The sequence below is a fragment of the Pseudomonas nitroreducens genome (assembly GCF_024170165.1).
GTDB lineage: Bacteria > Pseudomonadota > Gammaproteobacteria > Pseudomonadales > Pseudomonadaceae > Pseudomonas > Pseudomonas nitroreducens_C.
The window spans coordinates 82,548-95,950 of the sequence record NZ_JALJXP010000006.1 but is presented as its reverse complement, the minus strand read 5'-3'; the positions used below and the strand labels follow the sequence as shown (position 1 = coordinate 95,950).

The window sequence follows — 13,403 nt, the reverse complement described above, 5'->3', positions numbered from 1 at the left end:
CGGCGCCGAAAGGCCCGCGCCAGAGCGGCACCCCACCCTCCGCAAGACAGCAAGGCGGCCGGCACTCCACGCCGGCCGCAAGGGAATCCTATGCGCCTTTCGAAACTCCTCTGCGCCCTCGCCCTGACCGCTCCGGCCCTGGCGATGGCCGATGACAGCGGCCTCTATGTCGGGGGCGGTGTCACCCGCCTGGAAATCGACGACCGCTCCTTCGACGACCAGGACGACAGCTACAAGCTGTACGCCGGCTACCGCCTGAACAACTACCTGTCCCTGGAAGGCGCGGTGGTCGACTTCGGCAACATGAGCGACGGCGACAAGCACTTCGACGGTCAATCGCTGCAGGCCAACGTGCACCTGGGCTTCCCCATCGGCCAGCGCATCCGCCTGTACGGCATCGCCGGCGTGCACGCCTGGCACGCCGATAAGGATGCCGCCGGCAAGTCCGACGACGTGGACGCGCTCTACGGCTTCGGCGGCGAGATGGACGTGATTGGCGGTCTGGGCGTGCGCCTGGAGCAGGAATACCTGGACGTCGGCGATATCGACCTCGACCAGACCACCCTCTCGGCCTACTGGCGCTTCTGACGCCGCTCCGTTCGCGTTAAAGCCCGGCGGAAGGTCCGGCTCTCTCCCCAGAGCGGTCCTCCCCCTCCAGCCTTCCGCCGGCACCTTCCCCCGTATCCAGCATCAGCTGCACAAATCACTCTTTCGGTCGGTTGCAGCCGCTTCGTTCGCGGCTAGCCTAGGAATAGCTGCGTTTCTGGCGCCAAAAAGACACACACCCGGCGAATCGCGCGGCTCACAATAACAATAAGGACGCCTCCGCCATGCTCCGGAATCTCGATGTCGTTCGTGGGTTCATGCTGTGCTGTTTCGGACTCTTCGCCCTCGCCGCCCAGGCCAACCTCCCCAGCGAGGAACTGCAGCTGCAGACCCTGCAGGTGTACACCTGCCGCTCGATCAACAGCCTGTTGCTGCTGCGCGGCGAAGGCTTCCAGGAAACCCACGCCGCCCAGCTGGAGAAGGACCTGGCCACGCTGGACAACGCGGTCAAGGGCTACCCCAAGTCCGATGACGCGTTGAAGAAGGCGCACGATGCCTTCGTTACCCAGATTCGCAATGGCGTTTCCTACGGCCCCAAGGAAGAAGACCTGCCCTGGCGCTACAACCAGGACCTGAGCCGCTCCCTGCGTGACCTGCTCAACCAGATCGAACGTTTCGTCCCCGCCACCGCCGACGCCAGCCAGATTCCGCTGTGGGAGCTGCCGGTGCGCGTGGAATACCTCGCCACTCAGTACCTGGGCCGCGCCTACATGAGCGGCCTGGAGCTGGCCCGCGAGCAGCCGCAGGAATACCTCGGCCAGGACGAAAGCGTGCTGGTGCCGCTGCTCTCCCAGCGCATCGACCAGCTGCCCGAGAGTGACGCGACCAAGAAACTGCGCACCCGCTGGGAATACCTGAGCAAGGCGCTGCTGGACATGAACAGCAAGAGCAACGCCCTGGTCAGCGCCTCCGGCCGGCCCTGGGCGCCGATCATCGTTGATCGCAACGCCCGCGCCGTCTCCGGCCAGCTCATGCTGATCAGCCAGCAGTAGCGCCTCAGGCCGGGACAGGCTCCGACTCCGGCGCCGGGACCTGCGCCGGCACCACCGATTGCCCCGGACGCTCCAGCTCGTCCCGGTCCATCAGCGCGGCGCGGCCCGTCAGCAGCGCATCCGGGGCGCGGGCGATCTTCGGGTTCTTGTCCGGGTAATCCAGGCTATGCAGGAAGTGCCGCAGGCAATTGAGCCGCGCGCGCTTCTTGTCGTCGGACTTGACCACCACCCAGGGCGCGTCGGCAGTGTCGGTGTGGAAGAACATCGCCTCCTTGGCCTGGGTGTAGTCGTCCCAGCGGTCCAGCGACTGGATGTCGATGGGCGACAGCTTCCAGTGCTTGAGCGGGTCGTCGCGGCGCGAAACGAAGCGGCGCAGCTGCTCCTCGCGGCTCACCGAGAACCAGAACTTGAACAGGTGGATACCGTTGCGCACCAGCATGCGCTCCAGCTCCGGCGTCTGCTGCATGAACTCCAGGTACTGGCGCGGCGAGCAGAAACCCATCACCCGCTCGACGCCAGCGCGGTTGTACCAGGAGCGGTCGAAGAAGACGATTTCACCGGCCGTGGGCAGGTGCTGGATGTAGCGCTGGAAGTACCACTGGCCGCGCTCGGCGTCGCTGGGTTTCTCCAGCGCCACCACGCGGGCGCCGCGCGGGTTGAGGTGTTCGGTGAAGCGCTTGATGGTGCCGCCCTTGCCGGCAGCATCACGGCCCTCGAAGAGCAGGACGATGCGCTGGCCGGTCTCCTTCACCCAGCTCTGCACCTTCAGCAACTCGATCTGCAGCTCGGCCTTGGCCTTCTCGTACTCCCTGCGCTGCAGGCGCTTGCGGTAGGGATAGCTGGCGGGCAACTGGGCGGAGGCGGAGTCCTCGTTGCTGCCGCGCGGGGCCATGGCGACGGTCAGCGCGACCGGGCCCTGGCTCTGCGCCTGGATCTGCGCGCCACCCTCGGTGGTCGCGCCGGGCAGTGCCGCGGTGTCGGGCTTGCCGGCTTCAGGTTGCGGCAGGCTCTCCTGGGAAATGGGCTGCCGGGGCTTGGACTGCTGGGCCATGGTCTCCTCCTGTGAGACGTGGGGACGGCCCTCCACTGTGCTACCCGTGCCGCAAGCCTTTCTTGACCCGTATCAACCCGTCTAGAGCCAGCCTTTGTACTTGAACCAGTAGTAGGGAATGATCGCCGAGATGACCATCGCCACCAGCGCCATGGGGTAGCCGGCCAGCCACTGCAACTCGGGCATGTGCGCGAAGTTCATGCCATACACCGTGCCCACCAGGGTCGGCGGCAGGAACAGCACGGCAGCGATGGAGAACACCTTGATGATGCTGTTCTGCTCGATATTGATCAGGCCCAGGGTGGCATCCAGCAGGAAGGTGATCTCCCCGGCCATCTTCGTCTGGTACTCGCTGAGCGAGCGCACGTCGCGTTCCACCGACTTCATGCCGAGCTTGACCTCGTCGCTGATCCAGCCGTTGCTGCCCTGGCGGAAATAGGACAACGGCCGGCTGATGCTCAACAGGCTCTCGTTGAGCTTGGACAGCAGCGAGTTCTTGCGCCCCAGCTGCTTGACCACTTCCTGCAGGTCGGCCTTCTCGCTGGCCGGGCCTTCGCGGAAGATACTGCTGCCCAGACTGTCGAGCTGCTTCTGGACGATCTCCAGCACGTCCGCGATGCGGTCCACCACGCTGTCCATCAGGGTCACGAACAGCTGGTCGCTGCGCCCTTCGCAGCCGCCGCGCTGGGTGCGCGTCTCGAAGGTGCGGAAGGCCAGCAGGTCGGTGTAGCGCACCGTCACCAGCCAGTGCGGCGTCAGCACGCAGGTGACTTCCGAGACGGTGGGATTGTGCTCGCGGATGCCACCAACCACGCTGGTGGTCATGTACAGCGCGCCATTGCTCTCGTAGAAGCGCGAGGAGTCCTCGATCTCGGCCATTTCCTCGCGGGTCGGCACATCCACCTCGATGATCGACTCCAGCAACTGTTCCTCTTCCGCCGTGGGCTGGAACAGGTCGATCCACAGCGTGTCCTTGGGCATGCCATGGCACTCGTTGCCGTTGTGGCGCACCAGGCGGTCGCCGACGAGGGTGTAATAGGTGATCATGACGCCCGACAATCCTTTTACGCACCGTAAGTTGCCCCGCAGGTTGGCCAACTTCCCGGCGCTTCACAAGTCCAGCGGAGCATCCCGTGATGAGCGAGCAAGACGACAGCGAAGAGGCCTTCGCCGAAGACACCCTGATCCAGGCCATCGAAAACCAGATCGAAAGCGAGAGCCCGGCGGCGGCCCGTGCGGTGTTCAACAAGCTGACCCTGGTCGGCTACGAACGCGAGGACGCCCTGCACCTGATGGCGCTGGTGCTCGCCCACGAGATCGAGGCGATGCTCGCCGAAGACCGTCCGTTCAACGGCGAGTGGTACGAGCAGGCCCTGCGCGCGCTGCCGACCCTGCCCGACGGTACTGTTGCCGAATGAGACAGCGACATAACAGCGCTTGCCGAACCGGTCGGACTTGAGACTACACTGAGGCCTCATTGACCATCGGGAGTTAGGCGAATGGCTTTCACGAAAGAAATGGTTGAGGAACTGGACCTGCTGGCGCTCTATGACCTGGAGAACAGCCAGGCGGGATTGAAAGTCCACCACGACGCCTCCGCCCAGGCCGTGGCGGCTGCCGGTCGGCTTCACGCCAAGGGGCTGATCGACAAACAGGACGGCGGCTATCTCACCAACCTGGGTCTCGACGCCGCCGAGCACGCCCAGGTCCTGCTCGGCATCCTGCGCGGCTGACCTCAAGTTCCCCCGCGAGCGGGCGATAAACTGGCACACTTCCGAGCGCCGCATTCCCTGATGCGGCGCCGCTGGCCAGACAGCAGTACGCCATGACGCTCACCCCCGAGATCCGCCCGGACATCGACGACGGCATCGACCGAAAGGTGCTGACGCAATTGCGTCAGCGCTTCCTCAAGGTCAATGCCGCGCGCCTGCAACGGGCCAGCGAAGCGCTTTCCACGCGCCAGCAGCTGGTTCTCAAGCTGTTGCCGCTGCTGCTGGACGTGAACCACCCGCTGCTGCCCGGCTACGTTTCGGCCAGCACGCCCGCCGGGCTGTCGAACTTCGTCCCGGACGACGAGATCCTCGCCGAGGCCCAGCGCCTGACCCGCTCCTTCAGCTACAAGACCCGTCGCGGCAATCCGCCGCTGCCGATCCACGGGCTGTTCCTGATGGGCAGCCTGGGCACCGTCGCGCAGGCCGAGCAGAGCGACCTGGACCTGTGGGTCTGCCACGCATCCGATCTTTCGGAAAAAGAGCTGGCCGAGCTGCGCCGCAAGTGCGAGCTGCTCGAACAATGGGCCGCGACCCAGGGCGCCGAGGTGCACTGCTTCCTCGTCGACCCGCAGCACTACACCCAGGGCGCCCGCGAGGCCCGGCTGACCTCCGACGACTGCGGCACCAGCCAGCACTACCTGCTGCTGGACGAGTTCTACCGCACCGCCATCTGGCTCGGCGGCCGCACGCCGCTCTGGTGGCTGGTGCCGGTCTATGAAGAGAACCGCTACGCCGACTACTGCCAGACGCTGCTGAACAAGCGCTTCATCCGCGCCGACGACGTCCTCGACCTCGGCCACCTGGCACGCATTCCGCCGGGGGAATTCATCGGTGCCGGCATGTGGCAGCTGTTCAAGGGCATCGAGTCGCCCTACAAGTCGGTGCTCAAGCTGCTGCTCACCGAGGTCTACGCCAGCGAGCACCCGCAGGTGTCCTGCCTGAGCCTGCGCTACAAGCAGGCGATCTACGCCGGGCGCCTGGACGTGGAGGAACTCGACCCCTACGTCATGCTCTATCGCCGCCTGGAGGAATACCTCAAGGAGCGCGGCGAAACCGAGCGCCTGGAACTGATCCGCCGCTGCCTCTACCTGAAGGTCGGCAAGAAGCTCAGCCGCCCGCCGCGCCAGGGCCACAAGAGCTGGCAGCGCAAGGTGATGGAGCGCGTTTCGGCGCCCTGGAAGTGGGACAGCCGCGCCTTCGCCCAACTCGACAGTCGCAGCCAGTGGAAGGTGCGCCAGGTGTTGCTGGAACGCCGTGCGCTGGTCAACGAACTGACCCACAGCTACCGCTTCCTCTCGCAATTCGCCCGCCTGCAGCACGCTGCCAGCGGCATCAACCCGCGGGACATGGGCATCCTCGGCCGGCGCCTGTACGCCGCCTTCGAGCGCAAGGCCGGCAAGGTCGAGTTCATCAACCCGGGCATCGCCCCGGACATGGCCGAAGACATCCTCACCCTCGCCCAGCTGCCCGGCGGCGAGTCCGGCAAGTCGCCGTACTGGGCGCTGTTCGGCGGCAACCTGTCGCTGCAGGAAATGGCCGATTTCGCGCCGCTGCGCCGCGCCCGCGACCTCATGGACCTGCTCGCCTGGAGCCACCGCAATGGCGTGATCGACGCCACCACGCGGCTTTCCCTGCAACCGGGTGCCAGCGACCTGACCGAATTCGAACTGCAGAACCTGCTGGGCAGCCTGCAGCAGGCCGTTCCGCTGCCTCTCGACGAAGTGCCGGAAAGCGCCCTGCTGCGCAGTGCGGTGCCATCGCAGGTGTTGCTGCTGGTGAACGTCGGTGTCGACCCGTTGCGCCAGCACAGCCAGATGAACGTGCACATGACCACCGAGCGCACCGACTCGCTCGGCTACTCCGGCGTGCGCGACAACCTGGTGCTGACCCTCGACCAGATCACCCTGAACAGCTGGAACGAACTGCTGGTCAGCCGCTATTCCGGCCCGCACGCACTGCTCGACTGCCTGCGCGAATTCCTCAACGCCGTGCCCGCCGATGCCCCGCCGCCGCGCTTGCTGGTGCGCTGCTTCTGCCGCAACCGCGCCACGGCCATTGCCCAGCGGGTGGAAGACCTGTTCCGCGACGCCCATGCGCAACTCGCCAGCGGCAAGGGCGGGCGCTACCTGTTGCAGGTGCGCCAGCACTTCCACCTGCTGCACCTGGTACCCGGCAGCGTCAGCCACCGGGTGATCGACGGCTTGCCGGCGCTGGTCGAGCACCTGGGCGATACCCAGGACGACAGCGGCTTCCTGCAACTGGACCGGCACGCGCTGGAGGGCGACGACCTCGCCATGATCCTGCCGCTGGGCCGGGCCAATACCGTGCAGGTGTTCTACCGACTGGACGAAGGCAGCGCGGAAATCACCATCCTCGACGAGCGCAACGCCCTCTGGCGGCGCCGTCAGGAGTACGACAGCGAGGAAGGCCTGCTGCTGCCGCTGCAACGCTTCCTGCAATCGGTGCAGTACCGTCGCAACGCCGTGATCTCGCTACTGGAAGCCCAGGGCCCGGTGGGCGCCGACATTCTCTTCTACGAGGTGGTGACCAACGGCCACCAGCGCGCGCAACGCATCGAGCGACGCAACGCGCCGCAGCCGCTGGAAGCATTGCCGTTCTACAACGTGCAGGCCATCGTCGAACCGGGCGAAGGCCAGCGCGCGCGCACAACGCTGTTCTGCAACCACCGCGAGTTCTCGGAACTGGAGTTCGGCAACGAGCTGTTCCAGGCCGCGGCCCGGCACATTCTCGACCGCCGGCGCGGGCAGGAGCGCTACCCCTGCTACATCACCGACCTGGACCTGTCGGCCATGCGTGAAGGCGGGGAGCTGCAGACGGTACATTTCCTGCGCTACAAGCAGAGCCTGGAGCAGGCTCTGAACCGGGCGCTGGCCGAAGCCTGAACGGCTAGGCCGGGCACCCGGGGAAAGAGGTTCCCGACGGGGAACTCAGCGATCGAAGTCGCCGGCCGCTTCGGGCTGGTATTCCACTTCCAGCAGGGTCAGCTTCAGCGTCTTGCCACTGGGCGCCGGCCAGTCGATGGTCTGGCCGGTGGTCAGGCCCAGCAGCGCGGTGCCCACCGGAGCGAGGATCGAGACCTTGCCTTCACCCTTCACATCGGCCGGGTAGACCAGGGTCAGGTGGTATTCCTTGCCACTGCCTTCCTCGCGGCAACGCACGGTGGAGTTCATCGTGACCACGCCCGGCGGAATCTCGTCGTGGCCGACGACCGTGGCACGGGCCAGCTCGGCCTCCAGCGCCTCGGCAGCGGGGCCGTACTCATCCAGGCTGTCGAGCAGGCGCTCCAGACGTTGCAGGTCGAGTCGAGTAACGGTGATGGGTGTCGTGGTCATGATGGTTGGCAGTCTCCTTACAGGAGAGCCCCGGACGCTCGCGCGTTCGGGGCCCTGGGTGTTCTGGCAGTAAAGACGTTCGTGGGCGAACGCACAGTGAATTCCGAAAAAAGAAAAACCCCGCCCAAGGCGGGGTTTTTCTGGACACTAACACAGCACAGAAAATAAGCAACACCGACCAGTCACCACTTCGGTGAGTGGTTGTTTCGGCGCTTTTCGCAGTCCGCCAGGATCGCCCGGCGCCGCTCGCCACCCGCTTCGTTCCACTCCAGGATCTCGCCCAGGGTGCGCCCGCAGCCGACGCAGATGTCCGCGTCATCCAGGCAGCAGCGCCGGCAGCAGGGCGAGGCGACGCTCGCCTGCGGCTCAGATGCCGGGGAAGTCGACATCCTCGCCCGCCTGCTCCAGGGTCGCGCGATTGAGCAGCGCGCCCAGCGGCTCACGGGTGCTGTCACAGATCCACAGCGAGCCGGATTCGTCGTAGTCGAAGTGGAAGCCGCCGGAGCGCGCCGCCACCCACAGCTGGCGCAGCGCCGGCTGGCGGCTGAGGATCAGCTGGGTGCCGTTCTCGAAGCGCACGGTCAGCACGCCGCTGGAGTTTTCCAGGTCCAGGTCCAGGTCGCTGTCGTCGAAGGCGTCCTCCACCGTTACCTGTACGGCGTCCACCAGGTCATGGAAGCGGGCTTCGCTCAAAGTGCTCATGCATCGTCCTCGGAATCAGTCAAAGGCACCAGTTTACGCCGGTATTCGCCCAGACTCTGCCCCGTCCAGCGCCGGAATGCGCGGGCGAGCGAGCCGGCTTCGCTGAAGCCCAGCAGGTAGGCGATGTCGGCGCTGTCCAGTGCCGGGTCGCGCAGGTAGTGCAGCACCAGTTGCTGGCGGGTTTCGTCCACCAGCTGGCTGAACGACAGGCCGGTGTCGCGCAGCCGTCGCTGCAGGGTGCGCGGGCTCAGCGCCAGGGTCTGCGACAGGCGCTCCAGGTCCGCACCCTGCTCGGGCAACTGCCGCGCCAGCTCCAGGCGTGCGCGGTCGAGCACGGTGTCGCCCTTGTTGATTTCCACCAGCAGGCGTTCGGCGTAGGCATCCAGGGTGCGCTGCACCTGGGCATCGGCCTGGCCCAGCGGCAGGGAAAGCAGGCGCCTGGGGAAGACCAGCGCGTTGTCCGGCTGATCGAACAGCACCGGGCAGCGGAAGATGCGCTCGTGCTCGCGGGTATCCGCCGGGGCGCTGTGGCTGAAGCGCACCTCGAACGGCGCCTCGCTCACCCCGCTGACCCAGTGGCCAAAACTGACCCAGCCGGCCAGCGTCTCTTCGCTCATCTGCCGCTGCTGTTGCGGCAGCAGGGGCTCCCAGCTGTGCTTCACCAATGCCTCGCAGCCCGGGCGCGGCGGTTCGTCGGCCAGCTCGACGCGGCCCAGGTTGCCCACCAGCGCGGCATAGCGCGCCTGCCGATGCAGGGCATCGGAGAGCGTCGCGCAACTCATGATCAGGTAGCCAAGCACACCGTAGTAACCGGGGCGCACCGCCTCGCCCAGGTGCAGGCCGAGGTTGTCGTCACCGCTCAGGCGCACGCCGGCGCCCACCAGCTCCAGGTAGGCGCTGGCGGCGATGCGCTGGTCGCGCTGGGCGAGGATCGAGGGCTCCAGGTGCACCGTCGCCAGCAACTGCGCCGGGTCCACGCCCTGACGCTGCAGATGCTCCACGAGGCCCTGCAGGTAAGCCACCGACACCGAACTGGGCAGGGGATCGCGATAATCCATCAGGCATTCCATTTTTTGCCCGCCATCATAGAGCCACCGGCCCTTTCGGCGCGAGCCGCAAGCCCCGCCGGGCGGGAGTCCGCTTGAATAGGCAAGCCGGCGGGGGGTCGGTATACTCCGGACCCATTGACGCTTTACTACAAGGATTCCGCCATGAAGCGACTGCTGCTTCCCTTCGTCGCGCTCGCCGTCTTCACCGCCGCACTGGCCGGCTGTGGCCAGAAAGGCCCGCTGTACCTGCCGGACGACCAGAAGGCCAAGAGCGAGCACAGCAAGGACCGCTACGGTCTCTGAGGGCGTTCCCATGGACGCCTTCGACGTCCGCGACGGGCATCCGGTCGCGGGAGAAGTGCCGTTTGCGGCGCTCGCCCCGTTCCCGGCTCCGCCACCGCGTCCCGGAAGAAGGTGACCTGCTGGCCGTCCGTTCGGCCGGCGCCTATGGTTTCGTCATGAATTCCAACTACAACACCCGGTGCCGCGCCGCCGAGGTGCTGGCGAATGGCTCGGCCGCGCAGGCGTTGCATCGCCGCGACGCAAGACGAGAGCTGATCGCTGGCGTAAGCCTGCAGCCGGACTGAGGCCGAGACGACGATGCTTCTGCGCTTTACCAAGATGCATGGGCTGGGCAATGACTTCATGGTCCTGGACCTGGTCAGCCAGCACGCCCATGTGCAACCACGCCACGTCAAACAGTGGGGCGACCGCAACTTCGGGGTCGGCTTCGATCAGTTGCTGATCGTCGAGCCGCCGAGCACCCCGGACGCCGATTTCCGCTACCGCATCTTCAACTGCGACGGCACCGAGGTCGAACAGTGCGGCAACGGCGCGCGCTGCTTCGCCCGCTTCGTGGTCGACAAGCGCCTGACCGCGAAGAAGACCATCCGCGTGGAAACCAAGGGCGGCATGATCGAACTGACCATCGCCAACGATGGCCAGGTCACCGTCGACATGGGCCCGCCGCGCCTGCAACCCGAGCAGGTGCCCTTCCAGGCCGGGGCCGAAGCGCTGAGCTACCCCCTCGAAGTGGATGGCCAGCAGTACCAGCTGGCAGCCATCTCCATGGGCAACCCGCACGGCGTGCTGCGCGTGGATGACGTGGACAGCGCTCCGGTACGCACCCTGGGGCCGAAACTGGAAATCCACGAAAGCTTCCCGCAGAAGGCCAACATCGGCTTCCTGCAGATCGTCAATCCGCACCAGGCGCGCCTGCGCGTCTGGGAGCGCGGCGCCGGCGAGACGCTGGCCTGCGGCACCGGCGCCTGCGCCGCCGCCGTCGCCGGCATCCGCCAGGGCTGGCTGCAATCGCCGGTGGAAATCGACCTTCCCGGCGGACGGTTGTCCATCGAGTGGGCAGGACCGGGTCAGCCCGTTATGATGACCGGGCCCGCCGTGCGGGTGTTCGAAGGCCAGGTACGTCTATAACCGGGACGCTTATGACCGATACTCCGCAGGACTCCACCGTTACGCTCGAAGCCGAACAGGTCGCCGACTATCTTCGCCGGCACCCTGAATTCTTCGTCGATCATGACGAGCTGATCCCGGAGATGCGCATTCCGCACCAGCCGGGAGATGCCGTGTCACTGGTGGAGCGCCAGGTCCGCCTGCTGCGCGAGCGCAACATCGAGATGCGCCACCGGCTGTCGCAGCTGATGGACGTGGCCCGCGACAACGACCGTCTGTTCGACAAGACCCGCCGCCTGGTGCTCGACCTGCTCGACGCCACCAGCCTCGAGGAAATCGTCAGCACGGTGGAAGACAGCCTGCGCCACGAGTTCCTCGTGCCCTACGTCAGCCTGATCCTGTTCAGCGACAACAACCTGCCGGTGGGCCGCTCAGTGAGCAGCGCCGAGGCGCACCAGGCCATCGGCGGCCTGCTGTCGGGCGGCAAGACCGTCTGCGGCGTGCTGCGTCCCCACGAGCTGGCCTTCCTGTTCTGCGAAAGCGAACGCGAGCAGGTCGGCTCCGCCGCCGTGGTGCCGCTGACCTTCCAGGGCCTGCACGGTGTGCTGGCGATCGGCAGCCCCGACCCGCAGCACTACAAGAGCTCGCTGGGCACTCTGTTCCTCGGCTACGTCGCCGAAGTCCTCGCACGGACCCTGCCGCGCTTCTCCACGCCACTGCGCTCGGTGCGCTGATCCCGCCGGGCCTTAACCGCTGGGAGCTGATCGCTTGTCGCTCGAAGCCGATCTGGATGCCTACCTGGAACACCTGCGCAGCGAACGCCAGGTGTCCGTCCATACCCTCGACGGCTATCGCCGCGATCTGCTGCGCCTCGCCACGCTCTGCGAAAAATCCTCGCTGAACGAATGGCCCGCGCTGCAGGTGCGCGACCTGCGCATGTTCGTCGCCCGCCTGCACCAGCAGGGCCTTGCCAGCCGCAGCCTGGCGCGCCTGTTGTCAGCCACCCGCGGGCTCTACCAGTACCTGATCCGCGAAGGCCGCTGCCGGCACAACCCCGCCGACGGCCTCGCCGCGCCCAAGGGCGCACGCAAGCTGCCGCGTACGCTGGACACCGACCGCACCGCGCAACTGCTCGACGGCGGCGTCGAGGACGACTTCATCGCCCGCCGCGATCAGGCACTGCTGGAGCTGTTCTACTCCTCGGGCCTGCGCCTTTCCGAACTGGTTGGCCTCGACCTGGAATGGCTGGACCTCAAGGACGGGCTGGTGCGCGTGCACGGCAAGGGCAACAAGGTGCGCGAATTGCCGGTCGGCCGCGCCGCGCGGCAGGCCATCGAGAACTGGCTGCCGCTGCGCGCCCTCGCCTCGCCGCAGGACAGCGCCGTGTTCATCGGCCGCAGCGGCAAGCGTCTGACGCCCCGCGCGATCCAGCTGCGCGTGCGCGAAGCGGGCGTGCGCGAGCTGGGCCAGCACCTGCATCCGCACATGCTGCGGCACTCCTTCGCCAGCCATATGCTGGAGTCGTCCCAGGACCTGCGCGCAGTGCAGGAGCTGCTCGGCCACGCCGACATCGCCACCACGCAGATCTACACCCACCTGGACTTCCAGCACCTCGCCACGGTCTATGACCAGGCTCACCCACGGGCACGCCGTAAACCCGGAGCAGAAGAATGAGTATCCGTCTGGTCACCTTCGACCTCGATGACACGCTGTGGGATGTCGCCCCGGTGATGAACAGCGCGGAAGCCACCCTGCGCGACTGGCTGGCGGTGAACGCCGCACAACTGGGCCCAGTGCCCATCGAACACCTGTGGGCAATCCGCTCGCGGCTGATGGAGCAGGACCCGATGCTGCGCCACCGGCTGAGCGAACTGCGCCGGCTCATCCTGTTCCACGCCCTGCTCGACGCGGGTTATCCCCAGGCCGAGGCCAGCGACCTGGCCGAGGCCGGCTTCCAGACCTTCCTCCAGGCGCGGCACCAGGTGGCACTGTTCCCCGAAGTGCACCCGACCCTGGAGCAACTGGCCAACCGCTTCATCCTCGGCGTGCTCACCAACGGCAACGCCGACGTGCGCCGCCTGGGCCTGGCCGACTACTTCCAGTTCGCCCTCTGCGCGGAAGAACTGGGCGTCGGCAAGCCCGACCCGCATCCCTTCCAGGAAGCGCTCAAGCGCGGCGGCGTAGCGGCGGAGAACGCCGTGCACATCGGCGACCATCCCAGTGATGACATCGCCGGCGCGCGCCGCGCGGGCATGAAGGCGATCTGGTTCAACCCGGCGCGCAAGCCGTGGGATGGTGAAGAAGCGCCCAGCGCGATCATCCACAACCTCTCCGAGCTGCCGGACGTTCTGGCGAAGCTCTGATGCTCCTGCTCCGCGGGCAACACTGACGCTCGGACACAAACCCTCTCCCGAGCCCTCTCCCTGAAGGGAGAGGGAGCTATCCGTGCCGGCTGATAGCAAGGCTTC

The 13,403-nt window shown here is 66.6% G+C and carries 16 protein-coding genes and 1 pseudogene; 11 read left to right on the top strand and 6 right to left on the bottom strand.

The window, feature by feature from the left end:
* Nucleotides 1-90 precede the first annotated feature (90 nt).
* Both J2T47_RS13750 and J2T47_RS13745 read left to right on the top strand, forming a co-directional pair.
* On the top strand, nucleotides 91-588 hold the full coding sequence (locus J2T47_RS13750; RefSeq protein WP_253447527.1) for an outer membrane beta-barrel protein: 498 nt from the start codon (nucleotides 91-93) through the stop codon (nucleotides 586-588).
* A 242-nt stretch (nucleotides 589-830) separates the two neighbouring features.
* The gene (locus J2T47_RS13745) at nucleotides 831-1,598 is read left to right on the top strand and encodes a hypothetical protein (protein ID WP_253447524.1); all 768 of its coding nucleotides are present in this window, start codon (nucleotides 831-833) and stop codon (nucleotides 1,596-1,598) included.
* Between the two features lie 4 nt (nucleotides 1,599-1,602).
* Here the strand turns inward: J2T47_RS13745 and ppk2 are convergent, their stop codons facing one another.
* Nucleotides 1,603-2,490: a polyphosphate kinase 2 gene (gene ppk2 / locus J2T47_RS13740; RefSeq protein WP_253448154.1), complete on the bottom strand. Its 888-nt coding sequence runs from the start codon at nucleotides 2,488-2,490 to the stop codon at nucleotides 1,603-1,605.
* A 240-nt stretch (nucleotides 2,491-2,730) separates the two neighbouring features.
* Nucleotides 2,731-3,696 carry a magnesium transporter CorA family protein gene (locus J2T47_RS13735; RefSeq protein ID WP_253447521.1) on the bottom strand — a complete coding sequence of 322 codons (966 nt, stop codon included), beginning with the start codon at nucleotides 3,694-3,696 and terminating at the stop codon, nucleotides 2,731-2,733.
* 89 nt (nucleotides 3,697-3,785) lie between these two features.
* On the opposite strand from J2T47_RS13735, the gene J2T47_RS13730 reads away from it, so the two are divergent.
* From J2T47_RS13730 to J2T47_RS13720, 3 genes are all read left to right on the top strand, one after another.
* The gene (locus J2T47_RS13730) at nucleotides 3,786-4,067 is read left to right on the top strand and encodes a hypothetical protein (RefSeq protein ID WP_253447518.1); all 282 of its coding nucleotides are present in this window, start codon (nucleotides 3,786-3,788) and stop codon (nucleotides 4,065-4,067) included.
* Between the two features lie 81 nt (nucleotides 4,068-4,148).
* On the top strand, nucleotides 4,149-4,382 hold the full coding sequence (locus tag J2T47_RS13725; protein WP_253447515.1) for a TIGR02647 family protein: 234 nt from the start codon (nucleotides 4,149-4,151) through the stop codon (nucleotides 4,380-4,382).
* Nucleotides 4,383-4,474: 92 nt separating this feature from the next.
* Nucleotides 4,475-7,324 carry a class I adenylate cyclase gene (locus tag J2T47_RS13720; RefSeq protein ID WP_253447512.1) on the top strand — a complete coding sequence of 950 codons (2,850 nt, stop codon included), beginning with the start codon at nucleotides 4,475-4,477 and terminating at the stop codon, nucleotides 7,322-7,324.
* 45 nt (nucleotides 7,325-7,369) lie between these two features.
* Here J2T47_RS13720 and rnk read toward each other — a convergent pair whose 3' ends face one another.
* The 4 genes from rnk to J2T47_RS13700 all read right to left on the bottom strand — a co-directional run bounded on the left by rnk (nucleotide 7,370) and on the right by J2T47_RS13700 (nucleotide 9,534).
* Nucleotides 7,370-7,774: a nucleoside diphosphate kinase regulator gene (gene rnk, locus J2T47_RS13715; RefSeq protein WP_253447508.1), complete on the bottom strand. Its 405-nt coding sequence runs from the start codon at nucleotides 7,772-7,774 to the stop codon at nucleotides 7,370-7,372.
* A 182-nt stretch (nucleotides 7,775-7,956) separates the two neighbouring features.
* Nucleotides 7,957-8,163 carry a DUF1289 domain-containing protein gene (locus tag J2T47_RS13710; protein ID WP_253447505.1) on the bottom strand — a complete coding sequence of 69 codons (207 nt, stop codon included), beginning with the start codon at nucleotides 8,161-8,163 and terminating at the stop codon, nucleotides 7,957-7,959.
* On the bottom strand, nucleotides 8,141-8,476 hold the full coding sequence (gene cyaY / locus J2T47_RS13705) for an iron donor protein CyaY (protein WP_024762102.1): 336 nt from the start codon (nucleotides 8,474-8,476) through the stop codon (nucleotides 8,141-8,143). Before cyaY ends, J2T47_RS13710 begins: the two co-directional genes overlap by 23 nt.
* Complete coding sequence (locus tag J2T47_RS13700) at nucleotides 8,473-9,534, bottom strand: AraC family transcriptional regulator (protein WP_253447502.1); 1,062 nt, start codon at nucleotides 9,532-9,534, stop codon at nucleotides 8,473-8,475. Before J2T47_RS13700 ends, cyaY begins: the two co-directional genes overlap by 4 nt.
* A 153-nt stretch (nucleotides 9,535-9,687) precedes the next feature.
* Here J2T47_RS13700 and lptM point away from each other — a divergent pair, with 153 nt between their 5' ends.
* The 6 genes and pseudogenes from lptM (at nucleotide 9,688) to J2T47_RS13670 (ending at nucleotide 13,298) form a co-directional block, all read left to right on the top strand.
* Nucleotides 9,688-9,828 carry an LPS translocon maturation chaperone LptM gene (lptM, locus tag J2T47_RS13695; protein ID WP_081515193.1) on the top strand — a complete coding sequence of 47 codons (141 nt, stop codon included), beginning with the start codon at nucleotides 9,688-9,690 and terminating at the stop codon, nucleotides 9,826-9,828.
* Between the two features lie 107 nt (nucleotides 9,829-9,935).
* Nucleotides 9,936-10,112 (top strand): annotated as a pseudogene (locus J2T47_RS13690) (diaminopimelate decarboxylase); the annotation flags it as partial.
* 13 nt (nucleotides 10,113-10,125) lie between these two features.
* Nucleotides 10,126-10,956, top strand: a complete 831-nt coding sequence (gene dapF, locus J2T47_RS13685; protein WP_253447499.1) for a diaminopimelate epimerase — start codon at nucleotides 10,126-10,128, stop codon at nucleotides 10,954-10,956.
* Nucleotides 10,957-10,967: 11 nt separating this feature from the next.
* Nucleotides 10,968-11,669 carry a DUF484 family protein gene (locus tag J2T47_RS13680; protein ID WP_253447496.1) on the top strand — a complete coding sequence of 234 codons (702 nt, stop codon included), beginning with the start codon at nucleotides 10,968-10,970 and terminating at the stop codon, nucleotides 11,667-11,669.
* 34 nt (nucleotides 11,670-11,703) lie between these two features.
* Nucleotides 11,704-12,609, top strand: a complete 906-nt coding sequence (xerC, locus tag J2T47_RS13675) for a tyrosine recombinase XerC (RefSeq protein WP_253447493.1) — start codon at nucleotides 11,704-11,706, stop codon at nucleotides 12,607-12,609.
* Nucleotides 12,606-13,298 (top strand): HAD family hydrolase, encoded by a 693-nt coding sequence (locus tag J2T47_RS13670; protein ID WP_253447490.1) that lies wholly within the window; start codon nucleotides 12,606-12,608, stop codon nucleotides 13,296-13,298. Before xerC ends, J2T47_RS13670 begins: the two co-directional genes overlap by 4 nt.
* Nucleotides 13,299-13,403 lie beyond the last annotated feature (105 nt).

Excerpts from the sequence above, each read along its gene's own strand:
- J2T47_RS13710 (WP_253447505.1), bottom strand. The coding sequence starts at position 8,163 with ATGTCGACTTCCCCGGCATCTGAGCCGCAGGCGAGCGTCGCCTCGCCC.
- J2T47_RS13730 (WP_253447518.1), top strand. The coding sequence starts at position 3,786 with ATGAGCGAGCAAGACGACAGCGAAGAGGCCTTCGCCGAAGACACCCTG.
- cyaY (WP_024762102.1), bottom strand. The coding sequence starts at position 8,476 with ATGAGCACTTTGAGCGAAGCCCGCTTCCATGACCTGGTGGACGCCGTA.
- J2T47_RS13750 (WP_253447527.1), top strand. The coding sequence starts at position 91 with ATGCGCCTTTCGAAACTCCTCTGCGCCCTCGCCCTGACCGCTCCGGCC.
- J2T47_RS13735 (WP_253447521.1), bottom strand. The coding sequence starts at position 3,696 with ATGATCACCTATTACACCCTCGTCGGCGACCGCCTGGTGCGCCACAAC.
- J2T47_RS13720 (WP_253447512.1), top strand. The coding sequence starts at position 4,475 with ATGACGCTCACCCCCGAGATCCGCCCGGACATCGACGACGGCATCGAC.
- J2T47_RS13745 (WP_253447524.1), top strand. The coding sequence starts at position 831 with ATGCTCCGGAATCTCGATGTCGTTCGTGGGTTCATGCTGTGCTGTTTC.
- rnk (WP_253447508.1), bottom strand. The coding sequence starts at position 7,774 with ATGACCACGACACCCATCACCGTTACTCGACTCGACCTGCAACGTCTG.
- J2T47_RS13725 (WP_253447515.1), top strand. The coding sequence starts at position 4,149 with ATGGCTTTCACGAAAGAAATGGTTGAGGAACTGGACCTGCTGGCGCTC.
- dapF (WP_253447499.1), top strand. The coding sequence starts at position 10,126 with ATGCTTCTGCGCTTTACCAAGATGCATGGGCTGGGCAATGACTTCATG.
- J2T47_RS13670 (WP_253447490.1), top strand. The coding sequence starts at position 12,606 with ATGAGTATCCGTCTGGTCACCTTCGACCTCGATGACACGCTGTGGGAT.
- J2T47_RS13680 (WP_253447496.1), top strand. The coding sequence starts at position 10,968 with ATGACCGATACTCCGCAGGACTCCACCGTTACGCTCGAAGCCGAACAG.
- lptM (WP_081515193.1), top strand. The coding sequence starts at position 9,688 with ATGAAGCGACTGCTGCTTCCCTTCGTCGCGCTCGCCGTCTTCACCGCC.
- J2T47_RS13700 (WP_253447502.1), bottom strand. The coding sequence starts at position 9,534 with ATGGATTATCGCGATCCCCTGCCCAGTTCGGTGTCGGTGGCTTACCTG.
- ppk2 (WP_253448154.1), bottom strand. The coding sequence starts at position 2,490 with ATGGCCCCGCGCGGCAGCAACGAGGACTCCGCCTCCGCCCAGTTGCCC.